Origin of the sequence: Aquipuribacter nitratireducens, from assembly GCF_037860835.1 — a bacterium.
GTDB classification, from domain to species: domain Bacteria; phylum Actinomycetota; class Actinomycetes; order Actinomycetales; family JBBAYJ01; genus Aquipuribacter; species Aquipuribacter nitratireducens.
In genome coordinates this window covers 148012-169168 of record NZ_JBBEOG010000006.1, presented here as the reverse complement: position 1 = coordinate 169168, position 21157 = coordinate 148012, and the positions used below count along the sequence as shown (strand labels likewise).

General features: G+C 77.9%; 23 protein-coding genes. 10 read left to right on the top strand and 13 right to left on the bottom strand.

Features of this window, described 5'->3' with window-relative positions; translation table 11 throughout:
- Positions 1-20: 20 nt before the first annotated feature.
- Entirely contained in the window at positions 21-1436 is a 1416-nt protein-coding gene (locus tag WAB14_RS12960; RefSeq protein ID WP_340270444.1) for a DEAD/DEAH box helicase, read from the bottom strand.
- 246 nt (positions 1437-1682) lie between these two features.
- Here WAB14_RS12960 and WAB14_RS12955 point away from each other — a divergent pair, with 246 nt between their 5' ends.
- Entirely contained in the window at positions 1683-2783 is a 1101-nt protein-coding gene (locus tag WAB14_RS12955) for an FUSC family protein (protein ID WP_340270362.1), read from the top strand.
- Positions 2784-2805: 22 nt separating this feature from the next.
- On the opposite strand, the gene WAB14_RS12950 is transcribed toward WAB14_RS12955, so the two are convergent.
- Entirely contained in the window at positions 2806-4056 is a 1251-nt protein-coding gene (locus tag WAB14_RS12950) for a methyltransferase domain-containing protein (RefSeq protein ID WP_340270361.1), read from the bottom strand.
- Positions 4057-4115: 59 nt separating this feature from the next.
- Here WAB14_RS12950 and WAB14_RS12945 point away from each other — a divergent pair, with 59 nt between their 5' ends.
- A complete protein-coding gene (locus tag WAB14_RS12945; protein WP_340270359.1) occupies positions 4116-4943 on the top strand; it encodes a RibD family protein in 828 nt (275 codons plus the stop codon).
- Here WAB14_RS12945 and WAB14_RS12940 read toward each other — a convergent pair.
- Genes WAB14_RS12940 through WAB14_RS12920 form a run of 5 tightly spaced genes read right to left on the bottom strand, consistent with a single transcriptional unit; the run spans position 4848 to position 9476 of the window.
- Positions 4848-5852 carry a lysylphosphatidylglycerol synthase transmembrane domain-containing protein gene (locus WAB14_RS12940; RefSeq protein WP_340270357.1) on the bottom strand — a complete coding sequence of 335 codons (1005 nt, stop codon included), beginning with the start codon at positions 5850-5852 and terminating at the stop codon, positions 4848-4850. The genes WAB14_RS12945 and WAB14_RS12940 overlap by 96 nt on opposite strands.
- Before the next feature lie 27 nt (positions 5853-5879).
- Positions 5880-6893, bottom strand: a complete 1014-nt coding sequence (locus tag WAB14_RS12935; protein WP_340270355.1) for a class I SAM-dependent methyltransferase — start codon at positions 6891-6893, stop codon at positions 5880-5882.
- On the bottom strand, positions 6890-7978 hold the full coding sequence (locus WAB14_RS12930) for a glycosyltransferase family 4 protein (protein WP_340270354.1): 1089 nt from the start codon (positions 7976-7978) through the stop codon (positions 6890-6892). The genes WAB14_RS12935 and WAB14_RS12930 overlap by 4 nt, the downstream gene beginning before the upstream one ends.
- Positions 7963-8439, bottom strand: a complete 477-nt coding sequence (locus WAB14_RS12925) for a 6-pyruvoyl trahydropterin synthase family protein (protein WP_340270353.1) — start codon at positions 8437-8439, stop codon at positions 7963-7965. The genes WAB14_RS12930 and WAB14_RS12925 overlap by 16 nt, the downstream gene beginning before the upstream one ends.
- On the bottom strand, positions 8436-9476 hold the full coding sequence (locus WAB14_RS12920) for a zinc-dependent alcohol dehydrogenase (protein ID WP_340270351.1): 1041 nt from the start codon (positions 9474-9476) through the stop codon (positions 8436-8438). The genes WAB14_RS12925 and WAB14_RS12920 overlap by 4 nt, the downstream gene beginning before the upstream one ends.
- 24 nt (positions 9477-9500) lie before the next feature.
- Here WAB14_RS12920 and WAB14_RS12915 point away from each other — a divergent pair, with 24 nt between their 5' ends.
- On the top strand, positions 9501-10067 hold the full coding sequence (locus WAB14_RS12915; RefSeq protein ID WP_340270350.1) for a CDP-alcohol phosphatidyltransferase family protein: 567 nt from the start codon (positions 9501-9503) through the stop codon (positions 10065-10067).
- Between the two features lie 10 nt (positions 10068-10077).
- A complete protein-coding gene (locus tag WAB14_RS12910) occupies positions 10078-10242 on the top strand; it encodes a hypothetical protein (RefSeq protein ID WP_340270349.1) in 165 nt (54 codons plus the stop codon).
- 12 nt (positions 10243-10254) lie between these two features.
- Here WAB14_RS12910 and WAB14_RS12905 read toward each other — a convergent pair whose 3' ends face one another.
- On the bottom strand, positions 10255-10713 hold the full coding sequence (locus WAB14_RS12905) for a DUF2231 domain-containing protein (RefSeq protein WP_340270347.1): 459 nt from the start codon (positions 10711-10713) through the stop codon (positions 10255-10257).
- A gap of 4 nt (positions 10714-10717) precedes the next feature.
- Positions 10718-11563 (bottom strand): MOSC domain-containing protein, encoded by an 846-nt coding sequence (locus tag WAB14_RS12900; RefSeq protein ID WP_340270346.1) that lies wholly within the window; start codon positions 11561-11563, stop codon positions 10718-10720.
- Positions 11564-11593: 30 nt separating this feature from the next.
- On the opposite strand from WAB14_RS12900, the gene WAB14_RS12895 reads away from it, so the two are divergent.
- Together WAB14_RS12895 and WAB14_RS12890 are read left to right on the top strand one after the other, a co-directional pair.
- Positions 11594-12574: a helix-turn-helix transcriptional regulator gene (locus tag WAB14_RS12895; RefSeq protein WP_340270344.1), complete on the top strand. Its 981-nt coding sequence runs from the start codon at positions 11594-11596 to the stop codon at positions 12572-12574.
- Positions 12571-13668, top strand: a complete 1098-nt coding sequence (locus tag WAB14_RS12890; RefSeq protein ID WP_340270343.1) for a helix-turn-helix transcriptional regulator — start codon at positions 12571-12573, stop codon at positions 13666-13668. The genes WAB14_RS12895 and WAB14_RS12890 overlap by 4 nt, the downstream gene beginning before the upstream one ends.
- On the opposite strand, the gene WAB14_RS12885 is transcribed toward WAB14_RS12890, so the two are convergent.
- Together WAB14_RS12885 and WAB14_RS12880 are read right to left on the bottom strand one after the other, a co-directional pair.
- Positions 13661-14851, bottom strand: a complete 1191-nt coding sequence (locus WAB14_RS12885; RefSeq protein WP_340270341.1) for a cation:proton antiporter — start codon at positions 14849-14851, stop codon at positions 13661-13663. The genes WAB14_RS12890 and WAB14_RS12885 overlap by 8 nt on opposite strands.
- Positions 14852-14854: 3 nt before the next feature.
- A complete protein-coding gene (locus WAB14_RS12880; protein WP_340270340.1) occupies positions 14855-15352 on the bottom strand; it encodes a cation:proton antiporter regulatory subunit in 498 nt (165 codons plus the stop codon).
- An 84-nt stretch (positions 15353-15436) separates the two neighbouring features.
- Between WAB14_RS12880 and WAB14_RS12875 the strand changes: the two genes are divergently transcribed.
- A complete protein-coding gene (locus tag WAB14_RS12875; RefSeq protein WP_340270338.1) occupies positions 15437-17233 on the top strand; it encodes a diguanylate cyclase domain-containing protein in 1797 nt (598 codons plus the stop codon).
- Here the strand turns inward: WAB14_RS12875 and WAB14_RS12870 are convergent.
- Complete coding sequence (locus tag WAB14_RS12870) at positions 17220-17873, bottom strand: nucleoside/nucleotide kinase family protein (protein WP_340270336.1); 654 nt, start codon at positions 17871-17873, stop codon at positions 17220-17222. The genes WAB14_RS12875 and WAB14_RS12870 overlap by 14 nt on opposite strands.
- 47 nt (positions 17874-17920) lie before the next feature.
- Between WAB14_RS12870 and WAB14_RS12865 the strand changes: the two genes are divergently transcribed.
- Entirely contained in the window at positions 17921-18229 is a 309-nt protein-coding gene (locus WAB14_RS12865; RefSeq protein WP_340270334.1) for a putative quinol monooxygenase, read from the top strand.
- Between the two features lie 3 nt (positions 18230-18232).
- Entirely contained in the window at positions 18233-18979 is a 747-nt protein-coding gene (locus WAB14_RS12860; RefSeq protein ID WP_340270332.1) for a maleylpyruvate isomerase family mycothiol-dependent enzyme, read from the top strand.
- A 51-nt stretch (positions 18980-19030) separates the two neighbouring features.
- On the opposite strand, the gene WAB14_RS12855 is transcribed toward WAB14_RS12860, so the two are convergent.
- Positions 19031-20812 carry a serine/threonine-protein kinase gene (locus WAB14_RS12855; RefSeq protein WP_340270330.1) on the bottom strand — a complete coding sequence of 594 codons (1782 nt, stop codon included), beginning with the start codon at positions 20810-20812 and terminating at the stop codon, positions 19031-19033.
- Between the two features lie 6 nt (positions 20813-20818).
- On the opposite strand from WAB14_RS12855, the gene WAB14_RS12850 reads away from it, so the two are divergent.
- On the top strand, positions 20819-21154 hold the full coding sequence (locus WAB14_RS12850) for a DUF4177 domain-containing protein (RefSeq protein WP_340270328.1): 336 nt from the start codon (positions 20819-20821) through the stop codon (positions 21152-21154).
- The last annotated feature ends 3 nt before the right edge of the window (positions 21155-21157 follow it).

Below are 21157 nucleotides of genomic sequence, written 5' to 3'. Positions count from 1 at the left end.
ACGATGCTCGGGGACCCGGCTCAGCGGGTCCTGTCGCCGTGCGGGCGCCCGCCCGCACGACCGCGGCGGCCCTGACCGCGGCTGCCGCTGCGGCCACGGCCGTCGCCCGCGCCGCCGGGACGTGCGGCCCGGGCGCGGCCGCCCTGGGTCCGCCGGCCCGTCCCGGGGGTCCCCTGCTGCTCGGCGACCCGCTGCGCCGGGGTCACGTACTCCCGGACGGCGGCCACCTCGCCCACGAGTCGCCCGACCACCGGGTGACCGGGGGCGACCCGGTCCTCCCGCGGCTGGACCTTCGCCTGGCGCATGAGGGTGCGGACGTCGCGCTCCTGCTCCGGCAGGACGAGCGTGACGACCGTCCCCTCCGTCCCGGCGCGGGCAGTGCGCCCGGAGCGGTGCAGGTACGCCTTGTGCTCCGTCGGCGGGTCGACGTGGACCACGAGCTCGACGTCGTCGACGTGGATGCCGCGGGCGGCGACGTCCGTGGCGACGAGGACGTTGACCTCGCCGGCGCTGAACGCCGCGAGGTTGCGCTGCCGCGCGCCCTGCGTGAGGTTGCCGTGCAGGTCGACGGCGGGGATGCCCTGCGTCGTCAGCTGCTTGGCGAGCTTCTTCGCCGCGTGCTTCGTCCGGAGGAACAGCACCCGGCGCCCGGTGCCGGACGCGAGCTCCCGGACCACCCCGGTCTTGGCGTCGCGGTCGGCGAGGCGCAGGACGTGGTGGGCCATCTGCTGGACGGGCGACACCGCCGGGTCGACGGAGTGCGTCGCGGGGGAGCGGAGGTAGCGGCGGACGAGCCGGTCGACGCCGTTGTCGAGCGTCGCGGAGAACAGCAGCCGCTGCCGTCCGGTGGGCGTGGCGTCGAGGACGCGCTGGACGGCCGGCAGGAAGCCGAGGTCGGCCATGTGGTCGGCCTCGTCGAGCACCGTCACCTCGACGCGGCGCAGCGACACCTCGCCCTGGCCCATGAGGTCCTCGAGACGGCCGGGGCACGCGACGACGACGTCGACGCCGCCGCGCAGCGCCTGGACCTGCCGGCCCTGGGGGACGCCACCGAAGACCGTGGTGACGCGCAGGCCGACGGCGGCGGCGAGCGGCTCGAGCGTGGCGGCGATCTGCGAGGCGAGCTCGCGCGTGGGGGCGAGCACGAGGGCGCGCGGCTCCCGCGGCGTGGGGCGTCCGGTCGCGCGGGGTGCGCCGCCGAGGAGGCGGGCGAGCAGCGGGAGGGCGAACGCGAGGGTCTTGCCGGAGCCGGTCCGGCCGCGACCGAGGACGTCCCGGCCGGCGAGGGAGTCCGGCAGCGACGCGGCCTGGACGGGGAAGGGGGTGGTGATGCCCTGGTCGGCGAGGACGCGGACGAGGGGCCCCGGCACGCCGAGGTCCGCGAAGGACCGGTCGGCGGTGCGGGCAGGGGCGAGGGCAGGGGCGGGGTCGAGCACAGTCAAGGGGACGCCTCTCCGGCGGTGGTAGGTCGCCGCGGGCAGGCGGGGCGCGTCCGGACGTGCGGCCCGGTGAGGGGCCTGGGTGCGGGGCGCCGGCGTCACGGCGGGACGGCGTGCGATCGGGCCGACAGGGGGTCGACCGGAGGTGGAGCGGAGGTGGAGCGGGCTGCTCCGGCACGGCGTCGGGGACCATGATGCCTCACGACGGGCCGGGGACTCGCATCGCCGCGAGGATGTGCCGCGATGACCTCCGCCCCCGACCTCCCGGTCCGGGTCCCGCGCCCGCCCCGCCGGGTCCCGGAACGGCTGCGCCGACTCGGTCGCACGGCCCCCCTGCTCGTGCAGTCCGCGGTCGCGGCGGGCCTCGCGTACCTCGTCGCCCGGGAGGTCCTCGGTCACGTCCAGCCGTTCTTCGCCCCGGCCGCCGCCATCATCGGGCTGGGCGCCTCGTACCGGCAGCGCTGGCGGCGGGCCGTCGAGGTCGTCGTCGGCGTCGCCATCGGCGTGGGGGTGGGGGACCTCGTCGTCGCCCTCGTCGGGCCGAGCGTGTGGGTGCTCGTCGTCGTCGTCCTCGTCGCGATGTCGCTGGCGGTCCTCCTCGACGCGGGCACGGTGGTGGTCCTGCAGGCGGGGGTGCAGGCCGCCATCGTCACGACCCTCGTCGCGAACCCGGACGACGGCCTCGACCGGTGGCTCGACGCGGTCGTCGGCGGGGCGACGGCCCTGGTTGTGGCGGCGCTCAGCCCGGTCGGTCCGCTCCGCCGGCCCCGCGAGCACGCCGTGGAGGTGCTGCGCACGGTCGCCTCCCTGCTGCGTGACGCCGTCCGGGCCTGCCGCACGGGCGACGCGGACCTCGCCCGCCGCACGCTGGAGCGGGCGCGCGCGACGGACTACGCCCTCCAGCAGCTCCGCGACGCCGTCGCCGAGCGGCAGGCGGCCGCCGCGCTGTCCGTCCTGCGGCCCGTCCGGTCCCGGCGGGCGCTGGCCGACGCGGCCACCCACACGGCGCTCGATCTCGCGGTGCGGGACGTCCGCGTCCTCGTGCGCCGCGCCGACGTCGCGGTCGAGCGCGACGACCCGGTGCCGCCGGAGGTGCTCGGTCTCGTCGTGTCGCTCGCGGAGGTGGTCGACCACCTCGCGGTCGGCTTCGACGACCCCGCGCAGGTCGAGGTGCTGCGCCGCGAGCTCGTCGCCGTCGCGGAGCGCTCCTCGACGCTCGGGGTGCCGCTCGGGCTGTCGGCGGCGGCGGTGCTCGCCCAGAGCCGCTCCCTCGTCACCGACCTGCTGCGGCTCACCGGTCTCGACGCCGCGACGGCCGTGGGGCTCGTGCCGCGGATGACGTGAGGTCCGTTCCTCCTGCGGCCTGCTACCGCGACAGGAGGACGAGGACCTCGGCGTGCCGCGTCTGGGGGAACATGTCGAGGACCTGCGCGGCGACGGGCCGCCACGACGGCATCGCGGCGAGGTCGCGCGCGAGGGACGTGACGTCACAGCTGGAGTAGAGGACGTACCGGGCGCCGTCCGCCGCCTCGAGCCGGCCCGCGAGGTCGGGGCCGAGGCCCCGCCTCGGCGGGTTGACGACCACGAGGTCCGGCGCCGCCGCCGGCTGCTCCTGCGCCCACCGCGTCGCGTCCGCGGCGACGAACCGCACGCCGCCCGGACCGTCGGCCGGCGCGCCCAGCTCGTCGCGGGAGCGCTCCGCGGCCGCCACCGACTCGGCGGCCACCTCGACGCCGACGACGTGGCGCCGTCCCCCGGCGAGGTGGAGGGCGAAGCCGCCGGCGCCGCAGTACAGGTCCCAGACCCTGCCGCCTGCCGCGGCCGGCAGCGCGCGCTCCGCCCACGCCCGCGCCTGCCGGTACAGCGTGCCCGCGACGGCGAGGTTGGTCTGGACGAAACCCTGGGGGCGCAGGTGGAGCGTGACGTCGCCGACGGCCACGGGCAGCGTCGCCTCCTCGCTGAGGACGACCTCCTCCGGCCCCTCGAGGACCGCGGCGTGCACCGGCTGGAGGTTGGCCGACAGCACGACGAGGCGGGGCAGCCGCTCCCGCAGCCAGCCGAGGCGTGCGCGCAGCCGCGGCAGCCCCTCGGTCGAGCGGAGGACCGCCCGGACCATGAGCCCGCCGTCGGGGGCCTCGACGACGATGAGGTGCTTGAGCTCGCCCCGGCGCGCCGGCACGTCGTACGGCGTCAGCCGCGCCTGCGTCACGAGGTCGGCGAGGACGGGCATGGCCGCCTGCAGGCCGGGGGTGAGTAGCGCGCACGCCCGCAGGTCCGTGCCGTTCCCGGTCCGGTCGAGGATGCCGAGGGTCGGGGCCGCGACGGTGCCGCCGACGACCATCTTCGCCTTGGCGCGGAACGCGGCCGGTGGGCTCGCGACGGGCGGCGACCACTCGATGCCGTGCGCCCGGGTGCCGAGCGCCGCGGCGAGCACCTCGCGGCAGTCGGCGTCGAGCCGGGCGAGCTGCTCGTCGTAGGGCCGGCCGAGCCACGTGCACGACCCGCACACCCCGGCCGCGTGGTAGGCGCAGCGCAGGACGCCGCCGGCTGTGCTGCCGTGCGCCGTGGCTGCGGCGACGTCGCCGGGCAGCGCGAGGGGGAGGTCGACGGGCACCATCCGGGACAGCATGCACCGGCGCGCGCGCACGCTGACGACGGACGAGTGAGGATGGGCCGGTGGGGCCCGTCGACGCGACCGCCGCCTGGGCGTGGCTGCGGTCCCCGGCCGCCCGGGCCGGTGGTGCCCGTCCGGCGCCCGCGGACGCCGAGGCCGCGGACCTGCTCGCCCTCTACGGTCCGGTCGCGACGGCCCCCGGGCGCTTCGCGCTCGCGCAGCTCGGGCAGAGCCTCGACGGGTGCATCGCCACCCGCACCGGTGACGCCGTCCACGTCACGGGCGAGGCCGACCGCGAGCACCTGCACCGGCTCCGTGCCCTCGTCGACGCCGTCCTCGTGGGGGTGGGCACGGTCGTGTCCGACGACCCCCGCCTCACCGTGCGCAGCGTCGTGGGCCGGGACCCGCACCGTGTCGTGCTCGACCCCGCCGCGCGTGCGCCGCTGACGGCCCGGGTGCTGTCCGACGGCGCCCCGGTGACGTGGTGCGTGGCGGAGGCGCACGAGGCGGCGGCGCGCCGCGCGGTGACCGGGGACGGGCCGGTCCGCGTGCTCGCGGTCCCGTGCGACGAGCGGCGCGGGGTCGACCCGCACGACGTCCTCGACCGGCTCGCGGACCGAGGTCTCGTCCGGGTCCTCGTCGAGGGTGGCGGCCGGACCGTGTCGCGGTTCCTGCGGGCGGGGGCCCTCGACCGGCTCCACCTCAGCGTGGCGCCGGTCCTCCTCGGCGCGGACGGCACGACCGGCCTCGGGGTCCCCGGACCGGCCCTCGCGCGGGACGCCCTGCGCCCACCGTCACGGACGTTCCGGCTGGGCGACGACGTGTGCTTCGACCTCGACCTCGCCGCGGCCCTCCGGACGGGTGCTCCGGTGGGGCAGCGCGAGCGGTAGCAGCCCGGGCAGCGCGGCGACGAGGGCGAGCAGGCCGTACCCGACGGAGGTCGCGACGCCCTCCGCGGCTCCGAGGCCGACGCTCGCGAAGGCGAGCGCCGCGCCCGCCTCGCGTGCGCCCCACCCGGCCACGGTGAGGGGGACCCCGGAGACGAGGAGCGTGACGAGGACGGCGGGGAGGAGGTCGGCGACGGCCGCGTCGCTGCCCGTTGCGCGCGCCGCGAGCACGAAGGTCGCGACGAAGCACGCGAGCACGCCGAGCGAGGCGACCGCGCCGAGGCCGACGGCCGCCGCCCACCGCCCGACGGTGCCCCGTGACCTGGGCCCCGAGGCGGTGCGCCACGGCTGCCACAGCAGCAGGACGACGACGGGCGCGACGACGGCCGCGGCGGCGAGGACCGTGACGGTCCGCCCGTCGACACCGTCCGCCACACCGAGCAGCGACGGGTGGGACGCCACGGCGACCGCTGTCGCGGCGACGAGCGTCGCCTGTCCCAGGACCCGCTCGACGACGACGCCGCGTGCCGCCGGGAGCAGCCCCACGGTCGTCCCGTGCCGCCGCGCCCGGTCGAGGTCCCCGACGACACCGCCGGGGACGACCTGGTTGACGAGCTCGCTGCGGGTGTACTCCGCGTACGCGCCCGCCGGTGCCAGCGGAGCCCCCAGCGCCCGGGCCACCACCAGCCAGCGGGCGGTGGCGAGAGCGCGCCACAGCGCACCGAGGGCGAGTGCCGCCACGACAGGACCGGGGCTCAGCACCGCCGTGCCCGCCCGGACGGCGTCCGCTCCCACGACCAGCGCCACCGCCGCGAGCGCGGCCGCGGTCGCGGCGAGCCGGAGCGCGAGGCGCACCCGGCGGGGCAGGCGCCGCCGACCCGTCCGCGTCGGGGTGGCGGGCGGTGCGGACACGACCCCATCGTGCGTCACGACGCGTCCTCATGCGTCCGCGGTTCCCCCCACGTCTGCGTTTCTGTCGACATCCGGCACGGATGTCGACAGAAACGCAGACAGACGTGACCGGGCGGCGTGGCCCGGCAGGACCAGCACGTCGTCGTGGCCGACCTGCACCACGAGCGCACCCCGCTCGAGCGCGGACCTGTGGTCGGCCGCCCACACGTCGAGAGCTGTGCGCTCCTCGGGTGTGCGGGCGCCGTGACGGGCGGCGGCCGCGTAGCCCTCCCACCACGCCGCCACGAGCGCCCCGTCCCGCGCCGGGTCGAGGTGCCAGGGCGTGGACCGCGCGACAGCGCGGCACCCCTGCGCGGTCGCCGCGTCGACGAGCAGGCCGGCCGCACCCGGCCCGGCGGCCCCGTCGCGGCGGGCGGTGCGGGCGACGGCCGCCGCGGCGACCTCGTCCCAGGGGTGCTGCGGGTCGAGGCGCACGGTCCCGGTCACGGTCAGCGCGGCGAGCAGCGGCACACCGGCGCCGGCGACCGCGCGCGCGAGGTGCACGACCGAGGCGGCGGGCACGACGTCGAGCAGCGCGCTCGCGACGACCGCGTCGACCCGGCGCCCCTCCGGCGGGTCGGCGAGGAGCCGCGCGAGGTCGTCGCAGCCGGCGGCGACGGTCGTGAGGACCCGGCCCGGCGCCGCGGCGAGCCGGCTCCTCGCGACCTCGAGGAGCCGGCCGTCGGGGTCGACGAGCGTGACGACCGTGTCCGTGGCTCGCGGGCCGAACCGGTCGAGGCACCAGCGGGCCATCGCCCCCGTCCCGCACCCGAGGTCGAGCACGTGATCGCCCGGCGGGTCGGCAGCGGTGACGCCCGGTCGGAGAGCGTTGCCCAGGTCGGCGAGGAGGGCGTCCGAACGGGCTCTGTCGTCGGCGTCGGCTCGGAGGTCGAGCCACGCCACGTCGTACCCGCCGGCCTCGTCGTCGCTGCCGTCGTCGTTGCCGTCGTCGCTGCCGTCGTCGCTGCCGCCGACGGGTCCCGCCCCGCGCAGCGGGCTCATGCCCGCGCCCCGAGCAGGGCGTCGTGGACGGCGGCGGCCGTCGCGTCCCAGCCGCCGCCCGGCGCGGTGAGCGCCGCGCCGCGCCGGCGGGCGAGGTCGCGCAGCCCCGCCCGGAGGTCCGCGTCCGCCCACCACGTCGTGAGCGCGTCGGCGAGCGCAGCCGCGTCGCCGGGGGGCACGAGCAGCCCGGGGTGCCGCCCGGCCACCTCGCCCAGCGCCTCCTCGAGGCCGCTGCCGGTCGTCACGAGGCACGGCAGCCTGCGCGCGAGCGCCTCGGTCACGACCATCCCGTAGGTCTCCCGGTGCGACGGGACGACGAGGAGGTCGGCCCACGCGTACTCCGCGTCGAGGTCCGCGCCGGTCCGCGGTCCCACGAACGCGACCCGGTCCGGGTGCGGCAGCGCGGCGGCGAGGTCCCGCAGGCGCCGCTCGTGGGCGGGGTCGGGTGCCGGGCCGACCAGCCGGAGCCGCCACGGGACGTCCGGCGCGGCCGGGCGGTGGAGGGCGTCCAGCAGCACGTCGTGACCCTTGCGGGGGGTGAGCGAGCCGACGGCGAGCAGCCGGGTCCCGTCACCGGGGCGGTCGGGCGGGGCGAGGGCCGGCGGCCTCGTCCCGGGACGGGCGACGCGGACGGGCGTCCGCGTGCGCCCCCGGAGCCGTCCGGCGCACCACTGCGACGTCGCGACGACGACGTCGACCGCGGCGAGGGCGCGTGTCTCGAGGGCGTCGAGCCGCTCGGCGTCGTCCGGCCTCAGGCCGGTCTCGAGCGCGAGGGGCAGGTGGACGACGAGACCGAGTCGTGCCCGTCGCGACGCCTCCTCGAGGACGTCCGGCCACGCGGCAGCGACGAGTCCGTCGACGACCGCGACGCGACCTACCTCGGCCAGCGCCTCGACCAGGTCGCCGGGGCCCTCCGGGGGCACGGGCCACGCCCCCGCGACGGGTCGCCACCGGACCTCCGTCCCGGCCGCCCGGAGAGCCGCGGCCACCTCCCGGTCCCACACGTTGCCGCCGGTGGGCCGGTCGACGTCGCCGGGCACGATCCACCCGAGCGGCACCGTCGGCCCGGTCAGCGCGGCGCCCACGGCCAGCGGTCGACCGGCCCGGCGCCGGGCTCCCGCAGCCGGACCGTGCACGAGGCGGCGGCCTGCGGGGTCTCGCCGAGCTCGACGACGACCGCCGTGAGGTCGGTCCCCGCACCGCGGAGGTCACCGGCGGCGGCCCGGCGCACGAGACGCGCGGCGACGAGACCCGCGAGCACCTCGGTGGTCGTGACGACGCCCTGCAGGTCCGGGTGGTCGTCGAGGTTCGTGTACGTGAGGTCGGCGAGGGCGTCGCGGAGCACCTCCTGGGCGGCCCCGATGTCGACGACCACGCCGTCGTCGTCGAGCCCGTCGCGGCGGAACGTCGCCCGCACGACGAACGTCGCGCCGTGGAGGGCCTGCGCGGGCCCGAAGACCGGTCGGGGCAGGGAGTGGGCGACCATCATCGAGTCGCTGACGGTGACGGCGTGCTCGACGGCGATCGGGGCCTGACGGGTCGTCATGCCCCGTAGGTGATCACGGGGCAGGGACCGCCGCCACCGGCGTCGTCCAGCAGCAGCCCGGGCAGGACCGTCGGCGCGTCGTCGAGGGGGACCTCCGGGCCCAGGAGGTGGTCGAACGCCGGGTCGGTGAGGAGCCGGAGGGCGAGGGCGAGCCGGTCGGCGGGGGTGCGCCGTTCGCGGCGCGCCCGCGCCACCGCTCCCACCTGGCTGGGGCGGATCGCGACCCGGCGCGCGTGCACGTCGTCCCCGAGCGGGACCTCCGGGGCGTGGCTGCCGAACCACGACAGCTCGACGACCTCCCCGTCGTCGGGCGCGAGCCGGAGGGCGAGCGCGAGCCCGGCGGCGGTCGCGGAGGCGTGGACGACGACGTCGTGGCTGCCGACGACGCCGTCGAGCTCCTCGGGCGTCCGGTGGGAGACGCCGAGCGCGCCGGCCAGCACAGCCCGCTCCGGAGCCGGGTCGACGAGGTCGACACGGCAGCCCGGCACCTGCGCGGCGAGGCGCGCGACGCACGCGCCCACCATGCCGGCACCGACGACCGCGACGCTGTCCCCGAGCCGCACACCCGCGTCCCAGAGGGCGTTGACGGCGGTCTCCACGGTGCCCGCGAGGACCGCACGGCGAGCCGGCACGCCGTCCGGGACGACGTGGACGGCCGCAGCCGGCACGACGAAGCGGTCGTGGTGCGGGTGCAGGCAGAACACCGTGCGGTCCCGGAGCGCGGGCGGGCCGGCCTCCACGACACCGACGGCGAGGTAGCCGTGGCTCACGGGCCACGGCAGGTCGCCGTGCTGGAACGGTGCCCGCATCCGGTCCCGCTGCGACGCGGGCACCCGGCCGGTGAGCACGAGCCGCTCGGTGCCGCGGCTCACGCCGCTCGCGAGCGTGCGGACGCGGACCTCCTCCGGTCCCGGGTCCTCGAGGGGCTGGTCGCGGACGGCGAGCACGCCCTCGCCCTCGACCCACAGCGCCCGCGCGGTCGGCGGGCGGGACGCGGTCGCGGGGCGCATCGTGGGGTGGTGCTCGTCCGTGGCCACCCCCCGAGCCTGACACCGGCGGACGTGGTCACGCTCGTGCGGGCCGGACTGCTCGTCGTCGTCGCGGCGCTCGTGGTGTGGCCCACGACGACGGCGCCCCTCGCGACGCCGTCGTCGTGGGCCGGACCGGTGCTCCTCCTCGCGGTGCCCGTGCTCGCGCTCGACGCCGTCGACGGCGCGGTGGCCCGTCGCACCGTGACGACGACGCGCGGCGCCCGCCTCGACATGGAGACCGACGCCGCGGCGGTCCTCGTCCTCGCCGTGGCGGCGGCCCCGTTCGTCGGCGCGTGGGTGCTCACGGCAGGTCTGCTCCGCTACGCCTTCGGGCTCGCCGGGGCGCTCCGGCCGGCGCTGCGGGCGCCGCTGCCGTACTCCCTCGCCCGCCGGGTCGTCGCGGCCGTCCAGGGGCCGGCGCTGCTCGTGCCCGTGGCGGCCCTGCTCGTGCCCGGCGTGCCGCCCGTCGCCGGGGTCCTCGCGTGCGCCGCGGCGCTCACCGCCCTCGTGTGGTCGTTCGGGCGGGACGTCGTCCGGCTGGAGCGGGAGGGCCGCCGCGGTACGTCACGAATCGCGACGGTGCGCGCCCGGTCGTAGCGTCGTCGCCATGAAGGCGCTGCTCGTCGTCCTGCTCGTCCTGTGGCTGGTGGTGACGCTCGTCGGCGCCGTCGTCGAGGGCCTGCTCTGGCTCCTCGCCATCGGGCTCGTCCTGTTCCTCGCCACCGCCGTGTGGGGCTGGTTCAAGCTCCGGGCCGTCGTCCAGCGGGACTGACGGGGGCGGGTCTCAGCCGCCGAAGACGAACCCCCACCGCGACGTCGCGCCCGTCTCGCCGGCGAGCACGGCGAACAGCGTCGCGGCGGCGCCGGCCACGACCGTGAGCCACGCGGCCAGTCGCCACGCCGTGCCGGTGCCCGGGCCGCGGAACGTGAGCACCGTCGTGGCGACCGCGAGGACGGCGAGCGCGACGCTCGCCACCACCGTGTAGAGGCCCCAGCGGCCGTGGTCGCTCAGCAGCGGCGTCTCGAGCGCGAGGGCCACCTGCAGCGCCTCGCCGGCCTGCTGCGCGACGAGCGCGGCTCCCGCGGACGCGACGGCGCCGGCGGCGACGAGCGGGGCGTACGGACGCGCCCACCGCGGTCGGACCGCGACGAGGAGGGCTCCGAGGGTCGTGAGGGGGACGAGGACGACGACGGCGTGGACGACCAGGGGGTGCAGGGGGAGCCCACCGATCTGCTCGAACATGCGGTCAGTGTCCGCCCTCGGGGCCGTCCGCGTCCCGGGTTGCGACCGACGCGCCCGGACGGAGCACCCCGGGGCGCACGACCTCGGCGCGGACGCCGAAGTCGATCTCGCCGCTGCGGGTGCGGTCCGCGGCGAGCAGCCGCAGCGGGTCCCAGGGATCACGGGTGCCGGCGCCCGCGCGCAGCCTCACGACCGCGCACCGCGGCACCGGGCCGTCGACCCGGACGACGGGCGCGTCGGCGGCGTCCCCGAGGACGAGCGCCGTCCCGACCCACTCGTCCTCGACGAAGGGCGCGGCGCCGGGGGTGGCGAGGACGGCGGTGGCGCGGAACCGCTCGGCGTCGGCGACCAGGGCGGCCTCGTCGTCGGGGTCCGGCGCGGTGTCGTGGCCGTCGGCGCGGGCCCGGCGTGCGAGCTCGGCGAGCGAGGCGGTCGTGACGAGCGTGACGGCGCCGCCGAACACGACGTGCCGCGGCTCGGCCCGGGCCGGCGCCACCGCCCGGCCGAGGTACGCCGACAACGCCGGCGCCCACGGCCCGTCGAGCACCGTGAGCCGGGCGTCGCGCCCCCAGTAGTCCGCGACCACCTCGCGCCCGCCTCGGACGGTCCCGCGGACCGTGCCCTGACCCGGCACGTCGACGACGAGCTCGCCCGCCTCCTCCGCTGCCCGCAGCGCCACCAGCCGCGGGTTCTCGACCGTGCGGAGCACCCGTGGGCCACCGGGGTGGTCGAGGTCGACGAGGCAGAAGCGGCGGTCCCCGACCGGGCCGTACGGCGCGAGCTCGAGCACGTCCGGGTGCGCGGGCGCGCTGCCCTTGAGGACGCTGACACCGAGGGCCGCTACGTGCACCTCGGCGAGGGTACGGGCAGCATGCGGGGCGTGGACGACGTCATCGAGCCGGCCCCGCCCGGCGCCGGGGGAGCAGGTGGCCGGGACCAGCGGGGGCCGATGGAGCGCCTCACCCAGATCCTCTTCGTCCTCTCCCGCTCCCCGGAGCGGACGGCGTCGACGGACCGGCTGCTCGCCCACGTCGGGTACGGCGCCGCGGAGCCCGAGGACCGGCGGCGGCAGCTCACCCGCGACATCGGGCACCTCACGCGGCTCGGCTGGGAGATCCGCAACGTCGGGGCGAGCGGCGAGAACGCGCGCTACCGGCTCGTCGCGGGCGACCTGCGCCTGCGCGTCCAGTTCTCACCGGAGGAGCAGGCCGAGCTGCAGCGGGTCGCGCGCGCCGCCGACCTGTCCGGGCTCGGCGAGGACCTCGGTCCCAGCGGGCCGGCGGACGGGCCCCCGGCCTTCGTCGCGCGCCGGGAGCGGGTCGGTGACCCGGAGGCGGCGCAGCGTGCCGTGCGGCGGCGCTGCCGGCTGCGCTTCACCTACCGGGGCAGCGAGCGGGACGTGCACCCGCAGCAGGTGTCCCTGCGGGCCGGCGGCTGGTACCTGCGGGCCCGGGAGGACGGCGCGAGCGAGTCGAAGACGTTCCGCCTCGACCGCATGCTCGACGTCCGCCTCGACCGGCCCGGCACCGCCGACCCGCGGCCCGCGGGCGCCCACCTCAGCATCGACCCCGTCACGTGGCAGGTCGACGCGCCGGTCGACGCGTTCCTGCGGACCGCCCCGGAACACGTCCCGCACGTGCGGGCCATGCTCGGCGGCGCCGACGTCGTCGAGGCGGAGCCGGCGGTCGTCGGGGTCGGGGAGGAGGACCTGCCCGTCCTCGTGCGCGTGCCCGTCACCCACCGCACCGCGTTCCGCGGGCGCCTCTACGAGCTCGGCAGCCGCGTCCGCCTCGTCGGTCCCGACGACCTGCGCGACGAGGTCCGCGACCACCTGCGGGCCGTCGTGGCGGGCCGGCCGTGACGGCCGCGGCGCGACCCGCGGGCGGCGTCGCCCGGTACGCGAGCCGGCTCGCGCACGTCCCTCGGGCGCTGCAGCTGCTGCGACACCACCCCGACGGCCTGCCGATCAGCGACCTCGCCGCCGACCTCGACGTGCACGAGGCGCAGCTGCGCGAGGAGCTCGAGGTGTTCTTCCTCGCCGACGTCGTCGACGCCGGCGCGGTCGGGCTCCGCTCGTGCGCCCTGGAGTTCCTCGCCCCGACCGGGGACGGGGCCCTCGCCGAGACCGACCTCGCGTCGGCGCAGGTCGTGCGGCTCGTCGACGACAGCCCGCTCCAGGAGCTCGGCGTCGCGTTCCTCTCCCCGGGCGAGCTCGGGGTGCTGTACCGGGCGGCGTCGGAGCTGTCGGCGCTGGAGCCGGACAACGCCGCGCTCGCCGCGGCGGTGCGCCGGCTCGGCGACGGGGTGCTCGGCGGCGTCGACGGGCTCGCGGAGGCGGGCGACGACGCAGGGGACGGCGCACGGGACGGCGCACGCGACGGCGCCACCGCGCCGCCCCTGCTCGGCGGCGCGGTCCTCGTCGGCGCCGACGTCGCCGCCGACCTTCGCCGCGCGGCGACCGCGCAGCGGAGGGTGCGGATCGTCTACGCCCGCGCGTGGCGCCCGGGCGTCGTCGAGCGGGTCGTCGAGCCGTACCGGGTCGTGAGCACCCGCCGCGGCTACGAGGTCGACGCCGGCCCCCTCGACGCCGACGGGCAGCCCCGGACGTACCTCGTGTCCGGCATCCGCGACCACGAGGTGCTGCCCGACACGTTCGAGCGACCCGCCGACGCGGACGAGCGGGTCGCTGCCGCCCGTCGTCCGACCCGGGTCCGGCTCGTGCTGCCGGCGGACCGGGCGTGGGTGGTCGAGCGGTTCGCGGAGGACGTGCGCCTGGAGGCGGCCGACGAGGACGGTGTCCTCCTCGTCGCGGAGGTGCTGCCGCCCGTCCGGGAGCGGGTGGGGCTCCTCCTGGCCGTCGCGGGCGCCGGGGCGTTCGTCCTCGACCCGCCCGGGCTCGCCGAGGCCGACCGCGAGGTCGCCGCCCGGCTGCTGGAGCACCACCGCCTCACGTGACGCCCCGGGCCCGGTGCGCGCCGAGCCGCAACCGGTCGGCGACCGGGTCCGAGACCCGCATGAGGAGCGGTCCGCCGACCGCGAGGAGGAGGACGTAGCACGCGCTCAGCGCCGCGAGCACGGCACCGGCGGCCCCGAGCGCCGGCGCGGCGAGGCCGGCGACGACGATGCTGAACTCCCCCCGCGGCACGAGCGCGGTGCCGGCGCGGAGCCGGCCGCGGGGCCCGACCCCCTCCCGGCCGGCGGCGACCCACCCGGTCGCGACCTTCGTCGCCGCCGTGACGGCCGCCAGCACGGCGGCGGGGGCGAGCACCGGCAGCAGGGACGTGGGGTCGATGCCGATGCCGAACCACACGAAGAACACGGCGGCGAACAGGTCGCGCAGCGGGGCGAGGAGGTCCCGGACCTTGTCGGCGACGTCCCCGGACACCGCGACGCCGACGAGGAACGCCCCGACGGCGGCGCTGACCTGCGCGGCCTCCGCGATGCCGGCCACCAGCAGGGTGAGGCCGACGACCGCGAGGGTGAGGAGCTCGGGGCGCACCGGCAGGAGCCGCGTGAGCCGGGGACCGTGCCGCAGCGCGACGACGAGCACGACGGTGACGACCCCGACCGCCACGGCCACCACCCCGAGCCCCGCGAGCAGCCCCGCGCCGGTGACGACGACGGTGAGCACCGGGAGGTAGACCGCCATCGCGAGGTCCTCGATGACGAGCACCCCGAGGACCGCGGGCGTCTCGCGGTTGCCGAGGCGGCCGAGGTCGCGCAGCGCCTTCGCGACGACACCGGAGGAGGAGATGTACGTGACGCCGCCGAGCGCGAGCGCACCCGCCGGTCCGAGCCCGAGCAGGAGGCCGGCGACGACCCCGGGCACCCCGTTGAGGACGAGGTCGAGCCCGCCGACGGGGGCCTGGCGGCGCAGCGTCCCGACGAGCTCCTCGGCGGAGAACTCCAGCCCGAGGGACAGCAGGAGGAGCAGCACCCCGACCTCCGCGGCCGTGGCGAGGAACGCCTCGCTCTCCGTCGGGGCTACGAGGCCACCCTGCCCGAGCGCCAGCCCGGCGACGAGGTACAGCGGCACGGCCGGCAGGTCGAGGCGGGCGGCGAGCCCCGCGAGCAGGGACAGGCCGACCACGAGGGCCCCGAGCTCCAGCAGGAGCACGGCGGTGTGGTCGAGCGCCACCAGTCAGCCGCGCAGCAGCTCGGTGAGGGCCTCGACCCCGCCGGGGGTGCCGACGACGACGAGCACGTCCCCGGCCTCCAGCCGGTCCTGCGGCCCGGGCGAGGCGACGACGGTGTCGCCGCGCAGGAGGGCGACGACGGACGTGCCGGTGCGGGTCCGTGCCGCCGTGTCACCGAGCGGCCGGCCGGCGAAGGGGGAGCGGGAGTCGAGGTCGATGCGATGGACCACGACCCCCGGTACGTGGTGGATCGCGTCCTCGAGGTGCTGGACGAGCCGCGGCGCCCCCAGCAGCCCGGCCAGGCCGCTGCTCTCCTCCTCGCTGAGGACGAGCGCGTGCGCGACCTCGTCCTCGTCGCGGTCGTCGTACAGCAGGAGCTCGCGCCGCCCGCTGCGGTACGTGACGACCCCGACGTGCCGGCCGCGCTCGGTGCGGAAGTCGTGCCGCAGCCCGATGCCGGGCAGGGGCGTCTCCTGGACCTCCAGGGGGCGTGGGGTGCTCACCCCGTCATCCTCGCGGGCTCATCCTCGGGAGGGAACCTGCCGATACACCGCGTCGCCGGGGGAGATGACGAAGGTGGTGCGCCGATGGGCGGTGGGCACGGGCGGTCCGACCGCGACCACGAGCGGGAACGGGCGCGGCTGGAGGCGCTGCACGGCTACGGGGTGCTCGACACCCCGCCCGCGCCGGAGCTCGAGGCCCTGGTCCGGGTCGCCGCGCACCTGGCCGGCGTCCCGACCGCGACCCTCAACCTCCTCGACACGTCCCGGCAGTGCCAGCTCACCACGGTCGGGTTCGAGGGCGGGGACTCCCCCCGCGAGCACGCGATGTGTGACGTCACGGTGCAGACGGAGGAGACCGTCACGGCCGTCGACGCCCGGCACGACCCCCGCTTCTGGACCAACCCGTGGGTCGACGGGCGCTACGCCCGGGTCCGCGGGTACGCCTCCGTCCCGCTGCGCAGCCCGGCCGGGCACGTGCTCGGCAGCCTGTGCGTCTTCGACAGCGTGCCGTTCGCCCTCGACGACGAGCAGCTGTCCCGTCTCGAGGACTGCGCCGCGCTGGTCGTCGCGATGTTCGAGCGGGCGAAGGCCGCCCGGGTCGAGCAGGAGCGGCACCAGCTGCTCGACACCGTCCTCGAGACGGCTGCCGTCGGGATCGTCGTGTCCGACGCCGCCGGCCGCGTCAGCCTCTTCAACCGCACGGCGCGCGAGTGGCACGGCGCCGACGCCGACCCCGTGGTCGCCTCGGAGGAGCTGCCCGCCCGCTACCACCTGTGCGAGCCGGACGGACGGACGCCGCTGCCCGCCGCGGACGTCCCGCTGCTGCGTGCGCTGACCGAGGACCGCGTCGACGGCGTCGCCATGTCGATCGCCGTGCCCGGACGCGACCCGGTGCTCGTGGTGGCGTCGGCGCGCCGCCTGCTCGGCCCCGACGGGCGGACCCGGGGGGCCGTCGTGGCGATGGCTGACGTCACCGCGCAGCGCCGGCAGGAGGCGGAGCTGCGCAGCAGCGAGGAACGCTTCCGCAGCGCCTTCGACCGGGCCCCCAGCCCGCTCGCGGTGACGGGAGCGGACGGCACGTGGCTCGACGTCAACCCCGCGCTCTGCGCCTGGCTCGGCCACAACCGGGACGAGCTGCTCGGGCGTCCGGCCGAGGACGTGCTCCACCCGGACGACGCCGGTGAGGTCGCCGCCGCCCGGCGCTCGTTGCTCGACGGCTCGGTCACGACGACCCGGCTGACCGTCCGCTACCGGCACCGCCGCGGCGAGGAGATGTGGGGGGCCCTGTCCCTCGCCGTCGTCACGGCCCCCGACGGCGGGCGGCAGCTCGTCACCCAGGTCGAGGACCTGCAGGAGCGCCGGGCGGTCGAGCAGCGGCTCGCCGCGCTCGCGCTCCACGACCCCCTCACGGGGCTGCCGAACCGGCTGCTCCTGCTCGAGCGGCTCGGGCACGCCCTCGCCCTGTCGGCCCGGGACGGGTCCCGGCACGCGGTGCTGTTCTGCGACCTCGACCGCTTCAAGGCCGTCAACGACACGCACGGCCACGCGGTCGGGGACGAGGTGCTCGTCGCCGTGGCCGAGCGGCTGCTCGGGCTCGTCCGGCCCAGCGACACCGTGGCGCGGCTGGGCGGCGACGAGTTCGTCGTGCTGTGCGAGGCCGTCGCCGAACCGGACGTCGCGTCCGTGACCGCGCGGCTGCAGGCCTCGCTCGCGAGGCCGTTCCGCACCTCGGTCGGTCTCCTCGAGGTGGGCGTCAGCATCGGTGTCGCCCACCCCGTCGAGGGCAGCGGACCGGACGCCGCGGCGGAGGCGCTCGACGCCGCCGACCGGCAGATGTACCGGGCCAAGCGGCGGGCGCGCGGGGCGGTCAGCCCGGTGTGACGAGCGCCGGTCGGTCCGGGTGCTCGGCGCGCACGACGAGGTCGGCCCGCTCGGCCGGGGCGGTCTCGCCGACGTAGCGCGCCCACGCCCCGGGGGCCGGGTCCCCGTCGGGGACCCGGCGGCGCAGGGCGGCGTCGGAGGTCTGCAGGTGCACGACGACGTCGAGGTCGCCGGTGAGCTCCCAGCGCAGCAGGTACGGCCCGTCGACGACGAGGAGCGCTCCCGGTCCCGCGGTCCGGACCGGTTCCCGCGCCGCGCGGTCGGTGTCGGGGTCGCGCAGCCGCGGCAGCCACGTCAGGCGAGCGGGGTCGCCGAGCGGCTCCAGCACCTCCCGCTGCAGGGCCGCCCAGTCGACGGCGCGCTCGTAGGCGGCGTCGACGTCGGCCGGTCCGTGCTCGAGGCGGACGGAGCGGCGGTGGAGGAAGTCGCGCGCCCGCACCCGCAGCGCGCCGACCCCGGTCGCGAGGGCGTGGTCGGCGACGAGGTCGGCGAGCGGGCCGGTGTCCGCAGCCAGCGCGCCGTCGACCCCGACGCGCACCGCGACGCCGCGCTCCCTCGCCTCGCCGAGGCGCTCGGCCGCGGCGGCCACGACGAGCGCCGCGAGGGCGGCCGGTGTGAGCGGACGGACGGTGGGCGGCACGCGCGCAGGGTAGGCGGGGGCGGGGGCGTCGGTCCTACGGTGGGCGCGTGGAGCACCCCCCAGCCGGCCTCGTCATGGTCGTCGGCTTCACCGCCCGCCCCGACACCGTCGAGGAGCTGCGCGAGCGCCTCGTCACCCTCGTCGGCCTCACCCGCACCGAGGACGGCTGCCTGCGCTACGACCTCCACGAGCACCCCGACGACCCGCTGCGCCTGACGTTCGTCGAGGAGTGGGCGAGTCGCGACGCGCACGCCGTCCACGACCGCACACCGTGGGTGCAGGACCTGCGCGAGAACCTCCCCCGGCTCGTCGTCGGCGAGCCCGAGGTCACGGTGCTGCGCCGCGTGGCGGGCTGAGCGGTGGTGGCCGCGCCGCGCCACGACCCCGCGACCACCCGGGCGTGGGAGGTGGCCGGCACGCAGCGGCTCCTCGCCCTCGTCGACGCGCTCGGCGACGACGCGCTCGGAGGTGCGAGCCTGCTGCCGGGGTGGCGCCGCAGCCACGTCGTCGCGCACGTCGCGCGGAACGCCGAGGCCCTCGCCCGGCTCGCGACGTGGGCCCGTACCGGTGTCGAGACGCCGATGTACGCCAGCCGCGAGGCCAGGGACGGCGACATCGAGCGGTCGTCGCAGCAGTCGCCCGCCGCGCTGCGGGCCGACCTGCGCGGCACCGCGGCGGTGCTCGAGGACGCCCTCGACGGGCTGGTGGGCGAGGCGTGGGACGCCCGTGTCGTCGCCGGGCAGGGCCGCGAGGTCCGCGCCGCGATGCTGCCGTGGCTGCGCACCCGCGAGGTCTGGCTGCACGCCGCCGACCTCGACGCGCCGGGCGGCCCCGAGGCAGCCCTCGCGGGCGGCCCGCCGCGGCTCCTGCACGAGCTGCTCAGCGACGTCACCCGCACGGTCGGCCGTGCCGAGGCCTGCCCACCCGTCCGGCTGGAGGCCGACGACGAGCCCGGTGCCTGGTCCCTCGGACCCGACGCCCCCGACGCGGTCCTCGTACGCGGTCGCGCCGTCCGGCTCCTGCTGTGGGTGAGCGGCCGCGGCCCGACCACCGGCCTCGCCACGGCCACGGGGGCGCCCCTGCCCGTCCTGCCGCGCTGGCTCTGAGCCGGGCCACTCCCTCCACGACCTGACTTCCCGCAGTGCGGACGGGCGTCGTCAGCGGGCGGGGCGGAAGGAGCGGGCGACCTCGTCGAAGAGCGGGCGACTGTCATCCCACTGCTCGACCGGGACCTGCCAGTACAGGGCGAAGGCGCGGTCGCTCCGCTCGTCGACGACGTTCCGGTTGAGGACCCGCACGGTCCCGCCACCCGGCTCCCACGTGAACTGCCAGTCCGCGGCCTCGAAGCCGCGGAAGTCGGCCTCCTCGATGCCGAGCAGCTCGTAGCCGTCCAGCCGCCCGGCCACCACCGGCTCCTGCGCCTGCCAGTCCTCGACCGGCTCGCCGGACGGCTCGCCGCCCTCCTCCACGAGGAGGTAGCGACGCGAGTCCGGGTCCTGGAACCGGACCCGCGTGTCCCCGTCCGGCTCCGCCGACCACCCGGCCGGCACGACGAGGGAGTACCGCCCGTTGTCGTAGCGCTCGAAGCCGTCGGGGACGGCTCCGTCACCCCGTGCCGTGCCGTCCTCGTCCGGGCCGTCCTCGTCCGGGCCGTCCTCGTCCGTGTCGCCTGCGTCCGTGTCGCCTCCGTCCGGGTCGCCCTCGTCCGTGCCGCCTCCGTCCGCGCCGCCCGGGTCGGGGTCGCGGGCCGGGTCCTCGGACCCCTCGGGCGCGGCGCTCCCGGCCGTCGGCTCCGCGCGCGCCGACGGCGCGGTCGCGCTCGGCGCCGGCGCGGCCTCGCCGGACGACCCTCCCGGCAGGTCGAGGAGAGCCGCCACGACAGCCCCCACGAGCAGCACACCGAGCACCGCGGCGACGACGCCCAGCACTGCCGGCCGGCGACGTCCCGCCGTTCCCTCACGCACCGCCCCCGCAGCGACCGGACGCAGAGCCTGCGTGCGCTCGGCCGTCGGTCGGGTACCGGGACCGCCGTCGGGCGGCGTCAGCGGCGGCGCCGGCGCCACCGGTCCCGGCGGAGCCTGGGTGGCGGTCTCGTCCGTCCCGGCGGCCGCCACCTCGTCGAGGAGCCGCCGTGCCGCAGCCGCGTCGAGCCGGTCGGCGGGGTCCTTCTCGAGCAGACCGGACACCACGGCCCCGAGCGGGCCGGTGGCGACGGCGTCCGGCAGCGGGTCCTGGACCGCGGCGAGCATCGTCGCGAGCGGTGTCTCCCGCTCGAAGGGCGACCGCCCGTGCACGGCGGTCGCGAGCGTCACCCCGAGCGACCACAGGTCGGAGGCGGTGCTCGCCGGACCGCCGTGCGCTCGTTCCGGTGCCACGTACCCGGGCGAGCCGATGATGGCGCCGGTCGTCGTGACGGTCGGGTCACCGTCGAGCGAGGCGATGCCGAAGTCGGTGAGCACGGCCTCGCCGCGGGAGTCGAAGACGACGTTCGACGGCTTGACGTCGCGGTGGAGCACCCCGGCTCCGTGCGCCGCCACCAGCGCCTCGAGCAGCCGCAGCCCCACGTGCGCCGCCCGCCGGGGGGTGAGCGGGCCGTCCTCCCGGAGGACGTCGGCGAGGCTGCGCGGGGGCAGCAGCTCCATGACGACCCACGGCTCGTCGTCGTGCTCGACGACGTCGTAGACCGTGACGGCGGCGGTCGATCGGATCCTCGCCGCAGCGCGGGCCTCGCGGAGCGTGCGCTCGCGGAGCCGTTCCCGCTCGTCCTGCGCGAGCCCGGGCGGGGGCGACACCTCCTTCACCGCCACGTCGCGGTCGAGGACCTCGTCCCTGGCCTGCCACACCGCCCCCATGCCGCCGCGGCCGAGGCGTCGGCCGAGCCGGTAGCGGCCGCCCACGAGCCGCCCGTCGGGCGGCGGCACAGCCGGGTCGTCGGTCACGGTCGCATGCTGGCAGGCGACGTCGCGACCGGCATGAGGGAGCGGGACCTCGGGCGGCGCGGCAGGCTGTCCGCATGGACCCGGTCAGGTACGGGCGACACGGTCGCGGAGCTCCGCGAGGGGCTCATCGGCGGCACGACGTCGGGCGGGCGCCTCGAGAAGGTGCTCAACGAGCAGGCGGCCGAGGGATGGCGGCTCAGGGCGATCACCGCGGTCGACGTGGAGGGCCGCATCGGGCCCGGGGGGCGTCGACGGGGTGCTCGTCACCTTCGAGCGGCCCCGTTCCTGGATCCCGCGTCTGCACGGGCCGGCGCGGGCATGGGGGCCGCGCCGCCCGGGTAGGGG

What these genes read in the sequence shown, in the direction of transcription:
- WAB14_RS12955 (WP_340270362.1), top strand. Translation starts at nt 1,683, where the DNA reads ATGACCTCCGCCCCCGACCTCCCGGTCCGGGTCCCGCGCCCGCCCCGC.
- WAB14_RS12950 (WP_340270361.1), bottom strand. Translation starts at nt 4,056, where the DNA reads ATGGTGCCCGTCGACCTCCCCCTCGCGCTGCCCGGCGACGTCGCCGCA.
- WAB14_RS12935 (WP_340270355.1), bottom strand. Translation starts at nt 6,893, where the DNA reads ATGAGCCCGCTGCGCGGGGCGGGACCCGTCGGCGGCAGCGACGACGGC.
- WAB14_RS12925 (WP_340270353.1), bottom strand. Translation starts at nt 8,439, where the DNA reads ATGACGACCCGTCAGGCCCCGATCGCCGTCGAGCACGCCGTCACCGTC.
- WAB14_RS12910 (WP_340270349.1), top strand. Translation starts at nt 10,078, where the DNA reads ATGAAGGCGCTGCTCGTCGTCCTGCTCGTCCTGTGGCTGGTGGTGACG.
- WAB14_RS12905 (WP_340270347.1), bottom strand. Translation starts at nt 10,713, where the DNA reads ATGTTCGAGCAGATCGGTGGGCTCCCCCTGCACCCCCTGGTCGTCCAC.
- WAB14_RS12875 (WP_340270338.1), top strand. Translation starts at nt 15,437, where the DNA reads ATGGGCGGTGGGCACGGGCGGTCCGACCGCGACCACGAGCGGGAACGG.
- WAB14_RS12850 (WP_340270328.1), top strand. Translation starts at nt 20,819, where the DNA reads ATGCTGGCAGGCGACGTCGCGACCGGCATGAGGGAGCGGGACCTCGGG.